Consider the following 16179-nt stretch of genomic DNA (forward strand, 5'->3'; position numbering starts at 1 on the left):
CTCCCTAATCGTTCAGCTGAAAATGCCTTCATAAATGAGCTGGCAGCCGATCAAAATTAATACGATCCTCATAATCATAACGATCGTTTTCGTCTGCATTTTTCGGTTGATGGCGGCGCCAAGCCTTCCGCCGAACCAAGCGCCGGGCACAAGTGCGAGGGCATACAGCCAATTCACATGCCCGGACATGATATGTGAAACAGATCCTGTCATAGAGGACAGGAAAATAATGAACATGGACGTTGCCACCGCAACCTTTGGCGGGAACAGAAATAACAGCATCATGGCCGGAACCATCAGCGAGCCGCCGCCTATTCCAAAGAGCCCGCCTAAAAAGCCGACAACAAAGGCGATGGCAATCCCGACAGGCGCCTGATACGAGTAAGTATAGGGCTCTCCGGCATCATCCTGAAAAGTCCGTATTATTCCTCTGTGCTCTTTGTTTACCGGCCGCGCCTTCGCTTTCAGCATTAAGGATAATGAAATAAGAATCATAAATATGCCAAACCAAATGGAAAACGAGTTTGAATTAAAAAGCTTTGACACGTAAGCCCCAATAATGCTGCCGGGACCTGAACCGATAAAGAAAATGAGCCCGCTTTTATAATCAACCGTTTTATATTTAATATAAGCCAAAGTTGAGGAAAGACCCGTAAAAATAATGACCAGAAGCGAAGTCCCGATGGCGACCTGCGGCGTCACATCCTGAAAATACGGCGTCACCGCGCTTAAAAACATCATGGCCGGAACGATGACAATCCCGCCGCCGAGTCCAATCAAACTTCCTACCGTACCCGCAATAAATCCCAGTACGATCAAAATCACAAACGACATCAATCAAAACCTCTTTTCTAAAATAAATCGAGCTGTCTCGGAGAAAGTCCGGAGTACTCGATATCAAGCAGTTCAAGCATCTGCTTGCCGTTATCCGCGGCGTCTCCGCCGGAATTGTTGTTGAACAGGACAAATACATCTTTACACTGCTGCTGCAATTCATTCAGATGCTTTTTCCAGTCTTCCAGCTCCTGTTTGTTATAGCGGTATAAATATCTGACCTCACGCCAGTTTTTCCCGCCATCAGGCTTCATCCAGCCCTGCTTATTGCGTCCGTGAAACCTGACGAGCGTTTTGTTTTCATCGGTCGCCCGCAACACAGTCGGGACACTTCCATCGCCGATTTGCGGTTCATCACATACGCTGTGAATCCAGCCTTCCGCTTTCATAAAGGAAAGCGTCTGCTCATAAAATGGCGGCGAAAACCAGGAGCGGTTTCTGAACTCAAGCGCGCAAGGAATATCGCCCATTTGATTTTTGCACCATCTTAAATAAGCGACATTTTCTTTCTTGCAGTCAAACCACGGCGGAAATTGAAACAGCACCATGGCGAGCTTATTGCTATGTAAATATGGCGTTAAGGACAGCTTAAAAGCATCAAACATCTCCTCTTTGGAGTCAAACGGAATGTCGCCGCGCTGATGCCCCGTCATGCCCTGATACGCTTTAATGATAAATTGGAAGGTTTCCGGTGTTTCCTTCACCCACTTTTCATTGTTGCGCGCCGGCTGAATCGCGTAAAAGCTCGCGTCTAATTCCACGATCGGAAAATGGGAGGAATAGGCCTGCAATTTTTTCTGGCTGGCCGTTTTCGGCGGATAAATGCTGTCATGATCCCCCCATCCCGTCAGTCCGATATAAATCACAATCATTCACCTCTCTTCCAGTTTATCACACGCGTTTTCAGGTTTCCTCGGAAATGCTGTTCATATTGCGGAAAAACGCTGAGCGCAGATGCTGATATTGTTCCTCATTGGTATCCAAAAACGCCTCCTCTCTTGAGGAAGGGATATTTTGGTACTCAATAGGCTCCTGAAACTGTTCACTCGTAAAGTCATACACAGCCCCATTTATGCTGTTATAAAAATGCCAGCTCCCACCGACCTTTGTTTTGAAAATATCGCCCCCGAATTGCTCCTGTATCACCAATGCCGTCACGCCGCATTGGCCGCATGCCGGGCATTCTTTCGTCCATTTGGAACTCGTATGCAGCGACCATGATTGATTTAGTATGTGTTTGATGTGTTCCATCATCGAAAGCCCCCTTTTTAAAAAGATACCACGATGATTGATTTTTAAAAACCAAAGTCACTGACATAAAAAAACCGGCAGAATTCAATCTGCCGGGCTTACGAAGGAACGACCAATGCTCCCTCAATTCCGCTGTCTGCTTTCTCCCCATCACTGTACACGCTCCGTCCTCTGCTGTAGGTGGCCGAGATGCGGCAGGGGAAAGTATGTCCTTCATAAATGCTCTGCTTATGTTTTGCAAACATCGTTTCTGTTGTGACTGTGTACGGCTCCATGCTGACGAGAACGAGATCCGCGTCTCGCCCCTCTTCAAGCCTCCCTTTTTGCTGAAGGCCGAATCGCTTCGCGGGTGCCCCCGCTGTCCATTCAGCAATGGTTTCAAATGGAATATCCCGCTCAAGGGCCAATTCAAGCATGGCCAATAAAGTAAACTGCCCGCCGCTGATTCCGCCCCATGACAAAAACATATTATCCTCCCGCTTCAGAGAAGGACGGCAGGGGGAGTGGTCCGAGGACACCATGTCAATATCCCCCGCGATCAGCGTATCAATTAACGCCTCTTTTGATGGCTGCGATCTGAGCGGAGGGGCGCATTTTGCGACAGAACCCTTTTCCCGTAAATCGTCATGGCTGAACAAAACATAATGCGGGCATGTTTCGACCGAAACATCAAGCCCTTCCCGTTTCGCCTCTCTAATCAGCCGAACCGCTTTCACCGTGCTGATATGGACAAAATGAACCGGACAGCCCGTCACTTTCGCATACTGAATCGTGCGATACACCGCTTCAGCTTCGGCTTCCTCCGGGCGGGAGGCCGCGTATGCATCTGCATTCACTTTCCCTTTATTCGCCCATTCCATCTGCAAAAAGCTTGTGATCGCATCGCTTTCTGCGTGAAGAGCAAGGATTTTTCCTGCGGCCGCGATTTCTTTCATGCCTTTGAGCAAGGTCCGTTCATCAACAGAGCGAAACTCCTCTGTGCCTGATTTTGATAAAAATGCTTTAAATCCTATCGCACCCGCTTCAGCCATCGGATGTATGTCATCAATATGACCGGGCACAAGGCCGCCCCATAACGCAAAATCCACCGCCGATTTTTGCCTGCCGATTTCAGCTTTTGCGAGAATGTTTTCAGCCGTCACCGTGGATGGAATGCAGTTCAGCGGCATATCAAAATAAGTGGTGCAGCCGCCTGCAGCCATCATCTGTGAGCCCGTTTCAAACCCTTCCCAATCCTCTCTGCCCGGTTCGTTGAAATGAACATGGCAATCGATCGAACCCGGAAAAATATATTGCCCGCTAGCCTCCACAACTGGTGCCCCCTCTGCTTCAATTGCAGAACCGATCTTGGCAATAGTCCCGTTTTTCATTGCAATATCAGCTTCTTTAACACCATCCGGCGTGACTGCCTTTGCTCCTTTTATTACTAAATCGTAAGCCATACTGAACCCTCCCCTGTAAGGATGATGAATTTTTATGTCAGTTTATGTAACACAATCAGTCTATTTTCAACATTTTACTGTTACTATGATCGTATTACATCAGCAAAACAGCTAGAATTAATAATGAAATTTATTCATCTTAACCAATGGTTACTTTTTGTGAAAAAAGGAGAATGAGCTATGAATATTTTTGATGTGATGAAAATACCGGCTTACGAAAATGCAGTTTTAATTGCGGGCAAAGCAGGGGGAGAAAGAGAGGTTCAGCATGTCAACATGATGGATGCTCCTGATATCGCGGATTTTCTGCATAAAGACGAGCTGCTCGTCACCACCGCGTATCACCTGAAGGACAATCCTCACCAGTTATCAGAGCTGATTCGGCAAATGGCAAAACGCGGCTGTGCCGGTCTCGGCATTAAAACAAAACGGTACCTGGAGGATATCCCGAAAGAAATCATTGACCTCGCCGATTCACACGCGTTTCCGATCATCGAGCTCCCTGAGCATATACGCCTCGGAGACATTGTCAACGCCACGCTGAGCCATATTCTTGATATGCGTTCAAACGAGCTTCAGCAAGCCATTTACGCACATAAGAAATTCACAAACCACATTATGAGCGGCAAGGGATTGCAATCTCTGCTCAAAAAGGTATCAGACCTCCTTCATCTTCCCGTGCTGCTCCTTGACCAGCATGCCAAAATGCTTTCTGCATCTCATCAGATTTCATTTGAAACCGAAAAGCTCAAAAGCACGCTGCACACCGTGTCCGGGCCGTTTTTCACTTGTTTTTCTTCGATCTCAAATCAGAAAACATATTCTGTCCTTCCTATCTATAATCACGAAAAAAGCTGCGGCTACCTGCTTATACCGGAAATGGTCCAAGCCGCTGATAAAGGATTGATTCTCACCATTGAACAGGCTGCGAACGTGATTTCCTTTGAGCTGCTGAAGGAAAACGCGCTGAAGCAATACAGCCGGCGGGCGCGGAATGAGTTTTTCAGTAATTTTATCGAGCGGTCGTTCTCTTCAGACGACGAAATTAAAAACCGGGCAAAAGAATTTAAGCTCAGCTGGGATCAAAAATATATGTGCATCGCCGGAAAGCTCGACCGGAATGACAGATCGATCAGCTTTACTGAAAATCAGCTGGCCTCTGACAGTGTATTTGAATTTCTCGAAGGCGAATTGTCTGCCTTCCCATTCCCGCCTCACCTCTTTATTAAAGGAAATGTCGGCATTCTGCTGATCGAGGCGACAGACAGCTGGAGTGAAATGCACGCTTCGGTGATCAGCTTTTTAGAGCAGTTTCAGGCACAGGTTAAAAACCAATTTAAACGGACATTGTCCTTTGGCATCAGCAACATTTGCCAAAAGCTGATCGATGTTCCGGACGCTTTCACAGAAGCGTCTGACGCTCTCCAATCAGGACATTTATCAAGAAGCACGGAGTTTATCCAAGTGTACCACGCGAAAGATGTTCCTGAGCTTCTCCGCCTGCTCCCGGTTGAGGATTTGAAGAAATTTTACAATTCCACTCTTCAAAGCTTGGCTGAAAAGCAGCAGGAGGATCAAAGCCTGCTTCACACACTGTCTGTCTATCTAGAGACACACTGCCAGATTTCCGAGACGGCAAAACGCTTGTACGTGCATCGCAATACGGTCATCTACCGCCTCGAAAAGTGTGAAGAATTACTGGGCAAGAGCTTAAAAGATCCCGAAACGACAATGCGGTTGCGGCTTGCCTTGCGGATGCAGCGGCTGATCAGCTAGCATTTGTCATATAATGTTACAAAAGAAATGGTTTTTCGTTACTTTCAGCAATAACGCTCCTATTTTTCAGCTACTGTACCCAATGACATCTGGCAAACGGCACGCTATCATGTTACTAAAGTTCACATGTAAAAGGAGGAGCTATAGTGAAACAAAAACCGTTTGCGGTGTTCACTCTTGGCCTGCAGCATGTGCTGGCCATGTACGCAGGTGCGATTTTGGTGCCTCTGCTTGTCGGCAGAGCGCTGAATGTAACGTCGGAACAGCTGTCCTACCTATTGGCGATTGACCTGTTAACATGCGGAGCCGCGACGCTTTTGCAGACCTGGCGAGGAACGCACATCGGCATTGGGCTTCCCGTCATGCTCGGCAGCTCGTTCGTGGCCGTCACCCCGATGATTGCAATTGGTGCAAATTACGGCATTTCAGCGATTTACGGTTCAATCATCGCAGCCGGTGTCTTGATCTTCTTGTGTGCCCGTTTCTTCGGCAAGCTGACCGTGTTATTCCCTCCTGTCGTAACAGGAACTGTTGTCACCTTGATTGGTCTTTCTCTTGTTCCGACAGGTGTGAAAAATATGGCTGGCGGAGAAAAAGCAAACGGCAGCGCCAATCCCGAGTACGGTTCGCTCGAAAATCTTCTTCTTTCTGTCAGCGTCCTTATCCTGATCTTAGTCCTCAACCGCTTTCTCAAAGGGTTTGCCCGAACGCTTTCCGTTCTGATCGGGATTGCTGCGGGTACTGCGGCGGCTGCCGTCATGGGCAAGGTCAGCTTTTCATCTGTATCTGAAGCCCCTTTCTTTCAAATCCCGAAGCCGTTTTACTTCGGCGCTCCATCTTTTGAAATCGGTCCGATCATCACGATGCTGATCGTCGGAATTGTCATTATTGTTGAATCAACCGGCGTTTTTTACGCCATCGGAAAGATATGCGGCCGGCCTCTAACCGAAAAAGACCTGGTCAAAGGCTACCGGGCGGAAGGACTCGCCATTATGATAGGCGGGCTGTTCAACGCCTTTCCCTATAATACATTTGCACAAAACGCCGGATTATTGCAGCTGACAAAGGTGAAAACGAGAAACGTCGTCGTCACCGCGGGCTGTATCCTTCTTTTCCTCGGGCTGATTCCTAAGGTTGCCGCTCTTGCTTCCTCCGTTCCCGCGGCTGTGCTCGGTGGCGCAACCGTTGTCATGTTCGGCATGGTTATCGCCTCCGGAGTAAAAATGCTCAGTACAGTGGATCTGAAAAACCAATATCATCTGCTGACCATCGCCTGCTCAATCGCACTCGGTATCGGCGCCAGCACAGTACCGGCGATTTTCGCAGAGTTTCCCGCTCCGATCCGCATTCTGGTCAGTGACGGCATGATCACAGGAAGCCTGACTGCGATCCTTTTAAACCTATTCTTCAGTTTGCGCGACAGAAAGGAAAAAACCGTTCAGAAGGAAAAACAGCCTGTATTAGAAAACACACTCGTTTTAGAAAAAGAGGTGTAAATAGAGATGAAGGAACAGTATCATTCCTTTCAGCTTTTGATGCTTGGGCTTCAGCATATGCTGGCGATGTACGCGGGAGCCATTCTCGTCCCTCTGATCGTCGGAGCTGCGATCGGGCTCAATGCGGGCCAGCTGACGTATTTAATTGCCATTGATTTGTTTATGTGCGGGGCTGCGACTCTGTTACAGCTCTGGAAAAACCGCTATTTCGGCATCGGCCTTCCTGTTGTGCTCGGCTGTACGTTTACTGCAGTCGGCCCGATGATTTCTATTGGCAGCACATACGGTGTCTCAGCGATTTACGGTTCGATTATCGCAGCCGGGCTGATTGTCGTTTTAGCCGCGGGCTTCTTCGGGAAGCTTGTCCGTTTTTTCCCGCCGGTCGTAACCGGCTCAGTCGTTATGATTATCGGCATCAGCCTGATTCCGACGGCGATGAATAACCTGGCCGGCGGCGAAGGCAGCAAAGACTTCGGCTCACTAGGCAACGTGCTCCTTGGCTTTGCCGTTACAGCCTTTATTTTAGTGCTGTTTTATTTCTTTAGAGGGTTTATCCGCTCCATTGCGATTTTGCTCGGCCTTGCAGCTGGAACGGCAGCCGCTTTCTTTATGGGAAAAGTCGATTTTTCTGAGGTCGCGGAGGCGTCCTGGGTTCATATTCCTTCTATATTTTATTTCGGCATGCCAACCTTTGAGCTGCCCGCCATTCTCACCATGCTATTGGTTGCGATTGTCAGCCTTGTTGAATCAACGGGTGTTTACTTTGCTCTATCCGATATGACAAACCGGAAACTAACAGAGAAAGATCTTGAGAAAGGCTACCGTGCGGAAGGGCTTGCGATTGTGCTTGGCGGCTTATTGAACGCGTTTCCTTATACAGCCTTCTCGCAAAATGTCGGTATCGTTCAGCTTTCAAAAATGAAAAGTGTCAATGTCATCGCCATCACCGGGTTTATGCTGATGGCAGTCGGTCTGATTCCAAAAGCCGCGGCATTGACGACCGTGATCCCGAATGCAGTGCTCGGCGGCGCGATGATTGTCATGTTCGGCATGGTCATTTCTTACGGTATTAAAATGCTTTCCGGCGTCGATTTTGAATCACAAGGCAATCTGCTGATCATTGCTTCTTCTGTCAGCTTAGGGCTTGGCGCCACGACGGTGCCCGCTTTGTTTTCATCTCTTCCGGGAGCAGCTTCCGTGTTGACCGGAAGCGGCATTGTCATTGGCAGCTTAACCGCGATCGCACTGAACGCTTTTTTTCAATTCAAACGGCCCCATGGCGCGGAAATCAATACGTAAAGGGTGATGGCTCATGTTCACGATTAACGACCTGAATCAAATGGATAGACAAACACTGACTGACACACTTGGATCTATTTTCGAGCACTCTGCATGGATTGCGGAGGAGGCCGCGGCACTCCGCCCATTTTCCTCCCTTTCTGATTTGCATCAAAAAATGTCCCGCTTAGTCAAAGCTGCGGATCGCAAGACACAGCTTGAGCTCATCTGCAAACACCCTCGCCTCGGCACCAAGAAACCAATGAGCGCTTCCTCTGTAAAAGAGCAGCAAAACGCAGGGCTCAGTAAGCTTGAACAGCAGGAATACGAGGAATTTCTCAAACGAAATGAAGACTACTATCATAACTTCGGTTTTCCTTTTATTTTAGCGGTAAAGGAAAAAACGAAACAGGAGATCCGCCAAGCTCTGCTGACAAGGCTGAAGAACAAACCGGAAACAGAATTCCAGCAGGCTCTTGAGGAAATATACCGCATCGCCCGCTTTCGTTTAGAGGACATCATTACAGAAAAAGGAGAGATTCAAATGAAAAGAACCATGTCTTACGGCAAAGGAAATGTGTTTGCATACCGAACGTTTTTAAAACCGCTCACAGGCATAAAGAAAATCCCAGAGTCTTCTTTTACCGGGAGAACCAATACAGTTGTTGGCATTGACGTGACATGCGAAATTGGCGGAGATGCCTTTTTGCAGTCATTTACAGACGGAGATAATACGCTCATCGTGGCTACGGATTCGATGAAAAACTTTATTCAGCGCCACCTCGCTTCCTATGAGGGAACAACCACCGAAGGCTTCTTGCATTATGTGGCTCACAGATTTTTAGACACCTATTCTCATATGGATACGATCACCCTGACAGGTGAAGACATTCCGTTTGAAGCGATGCCTGCATACGAGGATCAAGAGCTCGGGACAAGCCAGCTTGTCTTCAGAAGATCGTGCAATGAACGCGCTCGGTCGGTGCTGAAAGCAGAACGAATGGGGGATACGATAACGCTGAAGGAGCAATACAGCGAAATAACGGATCTCCAGCTTGTCAAAGTAAGCGGAAACTCCTTCGTCGGCTTTATCAGAGACGAATATACGACTCTCCCTGAAGATGGAAATCGTCCGCTCTTTGTCTATTTAAACATCAGCTGGCGTTACGAACATACGGAAGATGCATACGCCGCCGATCCAGCCCGTTACGTGGCGGCTGAGCAGGTCCGTGACTTAGCGAGCACTGTATTTCACGAGCTCGAAACGCCCTCCATTCAAAACTTAATCTATCATATCGGATGCAGAATATTAACGAGATTCCCGCAGCTCGCGGATGTCAGCTTCCAATCTCAAAATCACACATGGGATACAGTCGTCGAAGAGATTCCGGGCACAAAAGGAAAAGTCTACACAGAACCGCGCCCGCCATTCGGTTTCCAGCGGTTCACCGTGACGAGAGAAGACGCCGAGAAAGAAAAACGGAAAGCCGGGGAAGCATTAGGGAGCCTGAATGCCTGATGGGGAAGCTGACAACGCATATCTTGGACTTAACCTGCGGCAAACCCGCGGCAAACGTAAAAATCGAATTGAAGCGGCTGTGCGAAGACAAAAGTCTTATTCTTATCAAAGGGGCTTTTACGAATAAAGACGGCCGAGTCGACGCTCCGCTCCTTGCGGGAGAAGAGCTGAAATCAGGGGAGTATGTGATGGAGTTCCATGCGGGGGAGTACTTTGCGGGAAAGAAAGCGAACACGGCTGAGCCGTTCTTAACGATTGTAACAGTTCGTTTCCATCTTTCTGATCCGGAAGCTGATTATCATATCCCGCTTTTGCTGTCGCCGTTTGGTTATCAGGTGTATAGGGGGAGTTAAGAAAAGAGCCCGCCCGCTGGTGAGGCGGGCTCCGCAAATGTTTAGGGGTTGCTGGATCACTGCATAAATAAAAGACCCTCCCTATTGTGAGAAGGTTCCTGCGAATTATGCCACATCCGGACCTCGTATTTGAGAGTTCGAGTTTGTTTTTAAATATTAAATTTATCGTTCTCTATTTCTACTTAGACTAAAAAAAATTTAAAATCAATTAAACTAGTATCACTATCAAGTTATCTCCATCAGCATATCATGTACTATCCTCTTTTAAGGGAGGTGAAGTTATGAGGTCATTCCCTTTGATCGTGGTGCTATTCATCCTATTAATCATCGTTGGCACTTCTTTCTTCGGTGGCTATTAAGAACTCACCTTACCCCATATCCGTCAGACGCCATAAGAATTCTTTATGGCGTTTGTTTTGCTATAGCGACAAGGTTTTGAGCAGGGAAATATAACACTCGCTACAAATCCTCGTCCTCCATTACAATATGAGATGAGAGCGAGATGTTTTCCCACAACGCGGCCGCGTCTTGATCACGCTCTTCAATTAATCCCACCATTTAGAAACGCTTGTTAACGGATTTGTTAGTTTCTATCGGATCGATTTCTTCCGCACCTACAAAAAAATTTTTTCATTCCCTTTTCTCCAAAATGAATTATTTTATTTTTTCAATCGATTTAACAGGTACTTCCGGTGGATTGAGTATTAAGTCAATCCGTTGAACAGTGACAAAGACGACAGAAAAAATCAGGGAACAAAGAAAGGTTAGTAAAAGTATTTTCCACCAATTTAAGTTATTCATCATCTCTTCTCCCTCTTTCCTTAATTTGTAACATTACTCATTTCTAGTATCAAACACAACTAGGCAAAAAGTAAAGGGAGAAGAGGTATTTCATCTTCACGATCTGTAATTGAAGTTTATCCTTTATCGATTCGCTTAATTTTTTATATCCGGTGCTTTGCCGTAGCTGCGGAAAAAGTCCAATGACTGCCTTTTCCCACTTGCTACCTCTTTTCTAATCCTGCAAGCTGACCGCATAATCCCTCCATAACCGGTACACCGGCACAAATTGCCCGCCAGCCCTTCTTCAATATCTTCGTCAGTAGGTTGCGGTTTTTCCTGAAACAGAGCTTTAAGCGCAATCGTCATCCCGGGTGTGCAATATCCGCATTGGAAGCCTCCTTCCTCCAGGAAAGCGGTTTGGCAGATATCCAGTTCTTCTTTTTGAAGCCCCTCAATGGTTGTGATCGAATGGCCGTCCGCTTGGTATGCCATGGTCATACACGCATTGGCGAGCTTGCCGTCGAGCAGGACAGAACATGCTCCGCAACGGCCGATTCCGCAGGAAACCTTAGTTCCGGTCAGCTGGAATTCTGTCCGGAGAAGGTCACTCAAGCAAGCTGTAGGAACCGCATCAACCTCCTGCTCTATTCCATTCACTTTCATTCGGAATCGCTGCTTTCTTGCAGAGAAAGATCCTGCTTCTTTTACGTCCATTGCTTTATCCCCTTTCTGTCTATTTCATCAAGCAGCTCTTCACGCGAAATCGGCAGTTTATTCACCCAGCACCCTATCGCGTCATGTACAGCCTTTACAATCGCCGGGGTGATGGCGATCGTTCCTATTTCTCCGACACCGCGCGGGCCATATGAGTCACCATCCATTAGCTCTTCTATCGCAGTCAGTTTCATTGCCGGAACATCTTTGATTCCCGGAATGACATATTGATCCAAATTCTCCGCCGTGTAACGGCCGTCCGTCATTTTTGCTTCCTCCATCAGCGTATAGCCGAGCGCCATAGCAGCGCCGCCTTCGATTTGTCCACGATAGCCTTGCGGACTGACAACCGGCCCTGCCGCAATGGCGTGCTCACAATCTATCACTCTGACATCGCCTGTTAATAGATCAATCTCCACCTCAACTGCAGCCGCTCCAAATGAGTAGAGAAAATGGCCGCCGACCACAGGATCAGGCGTTGTCGGAAAATCGAATGCTGTTTCCTCAGTCAAAGGGCCTTTTTCTGCCAATTCCTTATAGGTCACCACCAGATCCTTTGTATTATGCATCCGCAGCCCCCCAGCGCCGAAAATGAGTTGTTCCGGCGAACAGGGAACCAGTTGTACGGCACGTTTTTTCAGCTGATATAGAAACGGTTTCTTCAAACGCTGGATCGCGTGCCACACCATGCTCGTGCCGCGGGATGCTGTGGAGGAGCCTGACTTTGGCACTTTTGCGGTATCTCCGATGATAATGGAAATATCCTCCGCCGCACAGCCCAGCTCTTCGGTGACAATATGTTCAATCGCGGCGAGGATGCCCTGCCCGCACTCTTCAAACCCAAACGAAGCCGTGATTTTGCCGTCACTTGAAAGGGAAAGGCGCCCTCCTGCGGCATCCATCCGGCCATAGCCAAGCCCGCCCCCGTGCATGGTAATCGCGGCTCCAACACCTCTTCGTTTATAACGAGACGTCTGATGTTTTCTTTTGAGAATAGGAGATGCAGAAATGACGTTCAACACCTGCGCCGCTCCGTCAGTGGGCGCAATCCGATGCTCAAGCTGGCCCAGGTCATGCGGTTTTCTGATATTTTTTCTTCGCAGTTCCAGTGGGTCGATGCGGAGCATGCTGCTGAGGCGATCAAGATGGGTTTCAAGCGCAAATGTAATTTGATTGCCGCCAAAGCCTCGGAATTCTCCCGCCACCCCATTGTTCGTAAACACAGAGATCCCTTCAGTGCGGATATTCGGGATGCGGTACGGACCCGCGGCATGCTCAGCAGAAAAGTCCAGGACTGCCGGTCCCAGCGTGGCGTAAGCGCCTGTATCGGCAATGATTTTCACATCATGAGCCAGAAGCTTTCCTGTTTGATCAGCCCCTGTTTTGATCGTGATTTTCATCGGGTGGCGTTTGATTCCTGAGCGTACAGATTCCTGCCTCGTCTGATGAATTTTGACCGGGCGTCCGCTTTTACGGGCCAAAAGCGCGGCATACGGCTGAATATTCAGTTCATCCTTTCCGCCAAATGAGCCGCCCATCGGACTCGACACAACCCGAATTTTCTCTTCAGGAATACCAAAAATGCGGGCAAGCTGAAAACGGTCCTTGTAGCCGTGCTGAGTGCCAGCGTACATTGTAAAACCCCCGTCACGTTCCGGAGCAGCTACACCCCCTTCCGTTTCCATATACGTATGCATCTGCCGCGGCAGTTCGTAGGTTTCTTCAAGAATCGTGTGACACGATTGGAATCCCGCTTCCACATCGCCGTGCGAGAAAAACGCGCGATGAAGGATGTTCCCGTCCGGGTGCAGCATATGCGCATCTGGTCGGAGCGCTTTTTCCGGAGAATCAATGACCTCCAGCTCCCTGTACACCACATGAATCAGCTCCAGCGCGGCTTCGGCAATATCTTCTGTTTCTGCTGCGACGGCCGCCACTGCATCTCCGACATAACGCACTCTATCCTCGCATAGAACCGGCTGGTCAGGGATGACAATTCCAAAACGGTTGAAACCTGGAACGTCCTTATGGGTGACAACCGCTCGCACACCTTCCATTTCTTCAGCCTTTTTTGTGCAAATCGACACGATTTCCGCATGAGGATAAGCGCTTCTCAGAATTTTGCCATACAGCATCCCCGGAAAAGTGAGATCAGTCATATACTTCAATTCACCCGTGACCTTTTCCCTTCCATCTGGCCTTATTCTTGATGGTTTGCTTACGCTCATTTATTCCCCTCCCTCAAACATCAGCTCGGACATGATGACGTTGGCAGCCGCTTTTTTTCTGTATGCCGCTGACACGAAAGCATCGGCTGAAAACGGCAGCTCCTTGATAAGTGTTTCGTACAGCTCGTGCGCCTCCCATTCAGGATCCATCCATTTCGCCTCGCTTTCTATTAATCTTTTCGGCCTGATATCGGCATGGCCCGCTGCGAGGCGAATGTCACTGTCTTTCAGTAAACGTCCTGCCGCCACAGCAACCGCTCCGGTAAATGCCTGCCGCCTTCCCAGCTTGCGGAAAAACACACGATCTCCATCATGATGCGGGATGATCACACGCGTCACGATTCCATGTGAATACTCTTCACTGGAGATCCATTCAGCAAGCGGCAGCCTGACAAGCTCCTTCTGATAAACGATAAGCTCCGCATCAAGCACAAGCAGAAGCGGAATCAAATCCCCTATTTTACTCGCTATGTTGCCGCCAATTGTGGCCCGGCTTCGGATTCCCGGCGCTGCAACAGCAGAAACTGCATCACATAAGCAAGCCAGATCCCGCTTGATGAGGCTGTTTTTTCTGCATTCATTCAGCGTGGTGAGCGCCCCGATCGACATATGGGTGCCGTCAGCGGTAATGCCTTTCATCTCATCAATGCCTTCAAGGCTGATGAGATGCGCTTTCGGAAGAATTCCTTTGTCCCATTGGAGCTGGAGCAGCGTGCTGCCCGATACTGCACACACATCTGGCGCAAGCTGCTCCAAAAGAGAAAATGCCTCATCAAGCGCTGCCGGCCTCCATAATTGAATGTTCATTCGCGCTTGTGTCACTTGTCCGTTCATGTATTCGCCTCCTGACAGTGTCATATTCCTCCGGCATATCAATATCTTCCAGTTCCTCGCACGCTTTCACTGCCAGCACCGCTCCAGTGCCAAGCTGTCCGTTTTTCAGCAGCCTGCGGGCACCCTCATCTCCCTTTAACTCCTTTACATATGGAAAACAGGCGGATGAGAAATAAATAGGCGGACTGAGCGTACGCAAAGATGCTGACACGGCAAACATTTCATGAGCCCTTGATATCAGGGCATTTACATGATCGACAGAAAGCTGCGGCTGGTCACCCAACAGAATGACGACCCCGTCTGCCCCCATGCTTTCCGCTTTTTTCACCCCGCTGCTGACGGAATGCCCTTGGCCCTTTTCCGCCTCTTTACAGACATGCAAACTCCAGCGATCCAGAAAAGGCGGTGCTTGATATTGCTCCCCGATCCACTCAAGTGAAGCATGTTCTGTCCTCTCGACAATCAGCACATGGTCAAGACGGGATAATAGAGCTGTTTTTAATGAAGCCGATCCGATCGTTTCTCCTTTTAGCGGCAATGCCAGCTTGTTTGTGCCCATTCTCTCGCTTTTTCCGGCCGCCAAAAATACACCGATAATGCTCATGTAACCGCCAGCCGTTTTCGCGTTTGAAGGATTTCCGCAACGATGCTGACGGCAATTTCCTCTGGGCCTTCCGCGCCGATTTTCAACCCGACCGGACTGTAAAAATGCGCGGGCGGCTGTTTTCCATTCAGCAGCCGTTTCGTGCGGTTTTCAGAGCCTAGAAGCCCGATATAATGAAGGTCTCGAGAAAATAAGGATTCAACGATGACTTGATCGTGCTGAAAATGGTGAGTCGCCACAACAGCGAAATCCTGAGGCGAAAATTCAAATTCACTCAGCATCTGCTCCGGAAAGGCAGTGATCAGCTGATCTGCTTTTGGAAAAAGAGAGGCTGTGCAATATGCAGGCCGCCAATCTGTCACAATGACAGAAAATCCGGTCTCAGCCGCCAAATTGGCGAGCGGTATCATATCTGGGCCCGCCCCAAACAGAATGAGACGCGGCTTCGGCTCAATACGCTGAATAAAAATGTTTGATGATGGATCAAAATGCGGTACATGAAGCCTTGAAGCGGTGCGTTGAATATCTTGAAGCGGCACATCCGGCCAGTGCCCAAAATATCCGTTCTCTGACAAAAACAGATAACGCCCTGACTGTGGGGATTCAATCTGTGTAACGGCTGTTACGGCTTTTCCTGAATGAAGGCAGTCTCTTACTCTTTCATAGTGCCGCTTTTTTTCCTGAGAGATTCGTTCCGCATAGATATGAATAACGCCATTGCAGCCGACTCCCATGCCCCACGAAAGATCGTCTTCAGCCCGCATGTCATAGGATATAAGCGCTGTCGTCAGCTGATCGCCGAGTTCACCGATTCTTTTGGATATATCCTCTTCCAGACACCCGCCGCTCAGCAAGCCGATTCTTTCTCCGTTTTTCTTAAAGAGCATGGTGGCGCCCGCTTTTCGATATGCAGAGCCTTCGACTTGTACAATGGTCGCCAGCACAGCTTCGTCCTGATCTTCCAGAAGCGCATCTAAAATCGTGTGAAAATACTCCAATGCCGCATCCCCCTTTCAAAAATTGCTGTAAGAAATAAAACGTCATTTTATAGGTGCCTTGTATAAAGA

General features: G+C 48.6%; 15 protein-coding genes. 6 read left to right on the plus strand and 9 right to left on the minus strand.

Annotated features, from left to right (window positions below):
• Nucleotides 1-12: 12 nt before the first annotated feature.
• The 4 genes from NSS75_RS17405 to NSS75_RS17420 all read right to left on the minus strand — a co-directional run bounded on the left by NSS75_RS17405 (nucleotide 13) and on the right by NSS75_RS17420 (nucleotide 3527).
• Nucleotides 13-834 carry a sulfite exporter TauE/SafE family protein gene (locus tag NSS75_RS17405; RefSeq protein WP_101860000.1) on the minus strand — a complete coding sequence of 274 codons (822 nt, stop codon included), beginning with the start codon at nucleotides 832-834 and terminating at the stop codon, nucleotides 13-15.
• 17 nt (nucleotides 835-851) lie between these two features.
• The gene (locus tag NSS75_RS17410; RefSeq protein ID WP_024122738.1) at nucleotides 852-1700 is read right to left on the minus strand and encodes a DUF72 domain-containing protein; all 849 of its coding nucleotides are present in this window, start codon (nucleotides 1698-1700) and stop codon (nucleotides 852-854) included.
• 37 nt (nucleotides 1701-1737) lie between these two features.
• Nucleotides 1738-2085, minus strand: coding sequence for a hypothetical protein (locus tag NSS75_RS17415; protein ID WP_024122739.1), 348 nt, complete (start codon nucleotides 2083-2085; stop codon nucleotides 1738-1740).
• 98 nt (nucleotides 2086-2183) lie between these two features.
• Entirely contained in the window at nucleotides 2184-3527 is a 1344-nt protein-coding gene (locus tag NSS75_RS17420) for an allantoinase (protein WP_268545212.1), read from the minus strand.
• A gap of 180 nt (nucleotides 3528-3707) precedes the next feature.
• On the opposite strand from NSS75_RS17420, the gene pucR reads away from it, so the two are divergent.
• The 6 genes from pucR to NSS75_RS17450 all read left to right on the plus strand — a co-directional run bounded on the left by pucR (nucleotide 3708) and on the right by NSS75_RS17450 (nucleotide 10308).
• Nucleotides 3708-5303 (plus strand): purine catabolism transcriptional regulator PucR, encoded by a 1596-nt coding sequence (pucR, locus tag NSS75_RS17425; protein WP_101859998.1) that lies wholly within the window; start codon nucleotides 3708-3710, stop codon nucleotides 5301-5303.
• Nucleotides 5304-5449: 146 nt separating this feature from the next.
• Nucleotides 5450-6799 carry a nucleobase:cation symporter-2 family protein gene (locus tag NSS75_RS17430; RefSeq protein ID WP_268498554.1) on the plus strand — a complete coding sequence of 450 codons (1350 nt, stop codon included), beginning with the start codon at nucleotides 5450-5452 and terminating at the stop codon, nucleotides 6797-6799.
• A 6-nt stretch (nucleotides 6800-6805) separates the two neighbouring features.
• Complete coding sequence (locus NSS75_RS17435) at nucleotides 6806-8098, plus strand: nucleobase:cation symporter-2 family protein (RefSeq protein ID WP_268498553.1); 1293 nt, start codon at nucleotides 6806-6808, stop codon at nucleotides 8096-8098.
• Nucleotides 8099-8111: 13 nt separating this feature from the next.
• Nucleotides 8112-9596 (plus strand): factor-independent urate hydroxylase, encoded by a 1485-nt coding sequence (gene pucL / locus NSS75_RS17440; protein WP_268498552.1) that lies wholly within the window; start codon nucleotides 8112-8114, stop codon nucleotides 9594-9596.
• Nucleotides 9596-9949 carry a hydroxyisourate hydrolase gene (gene uraH / locus NSS75_RS17445; RefSeq protein ID WP_268498551.1) on the plus strand — a complete coding sequence of 118 codons (354 nt, stop codon included), beginning with the start codon at nucleotides 9596-9598 and terminating at the stop codon, nucleotides 9947-9949. Before pucL ends, uraH begins: the two co-directional genes overlap by 1 nt.
• A gap of 281 nt (nucleotides 9950-10230) precedes the next feature.
• Entirely contained in the window at nucleotides 10231-10308 is a 78-nt protein-coding gene (locus tag NSS75_RS17450) for a YjcZ family sporulation protein (protein ID WP_072175780.1), read from the plus strand.
• Between the two features lie 577 nt (nucleotides 10309-10885).
• On the opposite strand, the gene pucE is transcribed toward NSS75_RS17450, so the two are convergent.
• From pucE to NSS75_RS17475, 5 genes are read right to left on the minus strand one after another with little or no spacing between them, the layout of a single operon-like run.
• Nucleotides 10886-11446: a xanthine dehydrogenase subunit E gene (pucE, locus tag NSS75_RS17455; RefSeq protein ID WP_339234127.1), complete on the minus strand. Its 561-nt coding sequence runs from the start codon at nucleotides 11444-11446 to the stop codon at nucleotides 10886-10888.
• Nucleotides 11437-13674: a xanthine dehydrogenase subunit D gene (pucD, locus tag NSS75_RS17460; RefSeq protein ID WP_339234130.1), complete on the minus strand. Its 2238-nt coding sequence runs from the start codon at nucleotides 13672-13674 to the stop codon at nucleotides 11437-11439. Before pucD ends, pucE begins: the two co-directional genes overlap by 10 nt.
• Nucleotides 13675-14508, minus strand: coding sequence for a xanthine dehydrogenase subunit C (gene pucC / locus NSS75_RS17465; protein WP_339234133.1), 834 nt, complete (start codon nucleotides 14506-14508; stop codon nucleotides 13675-13677). It lies immediately after the preceding gene.
• Nucleotides 14447-15112: a xanthine dehydrogenase accessory protein PucB gene (pucB, locus tag NSS75_RS17470; protein ID WP_268545220.1), complete on the minus strand. Its 666-nt coding sequence runs from the start codon at nucleotides 15110-15112 to the stop codon at nucleotides 14447-14449. Before pucB ends, pucC begins: the two co-directional genes overlap by 62 nt.
• Nucleotides 15109-16110 carry an XdhC family protein gene (locus NSS75_RS17475; RefSeq protein ID WP_268545221.1) on the minus strand — a complete coding sequence of 334 codons (1002 nt, stop codon included), beginning with the start codon at nucleotides 16108-16110 and terminating at the stop codon, nucleotides 15109-15111. Before NSS75_RS17475 ends, pucB begins: the two co-directional genes overlap by 4 nt.
• Nucleotides 16111-16179 lie beyond the last annotated feature (69 nt).

The organism is Bacillus sp. FSL K6-1012, assembly GCF_037964915.1.
GTDB lineage: Bacteria > Bacillota > Bacilli > Bacillales > Bacillaceae > Bacillus > Bacillus halotolerans.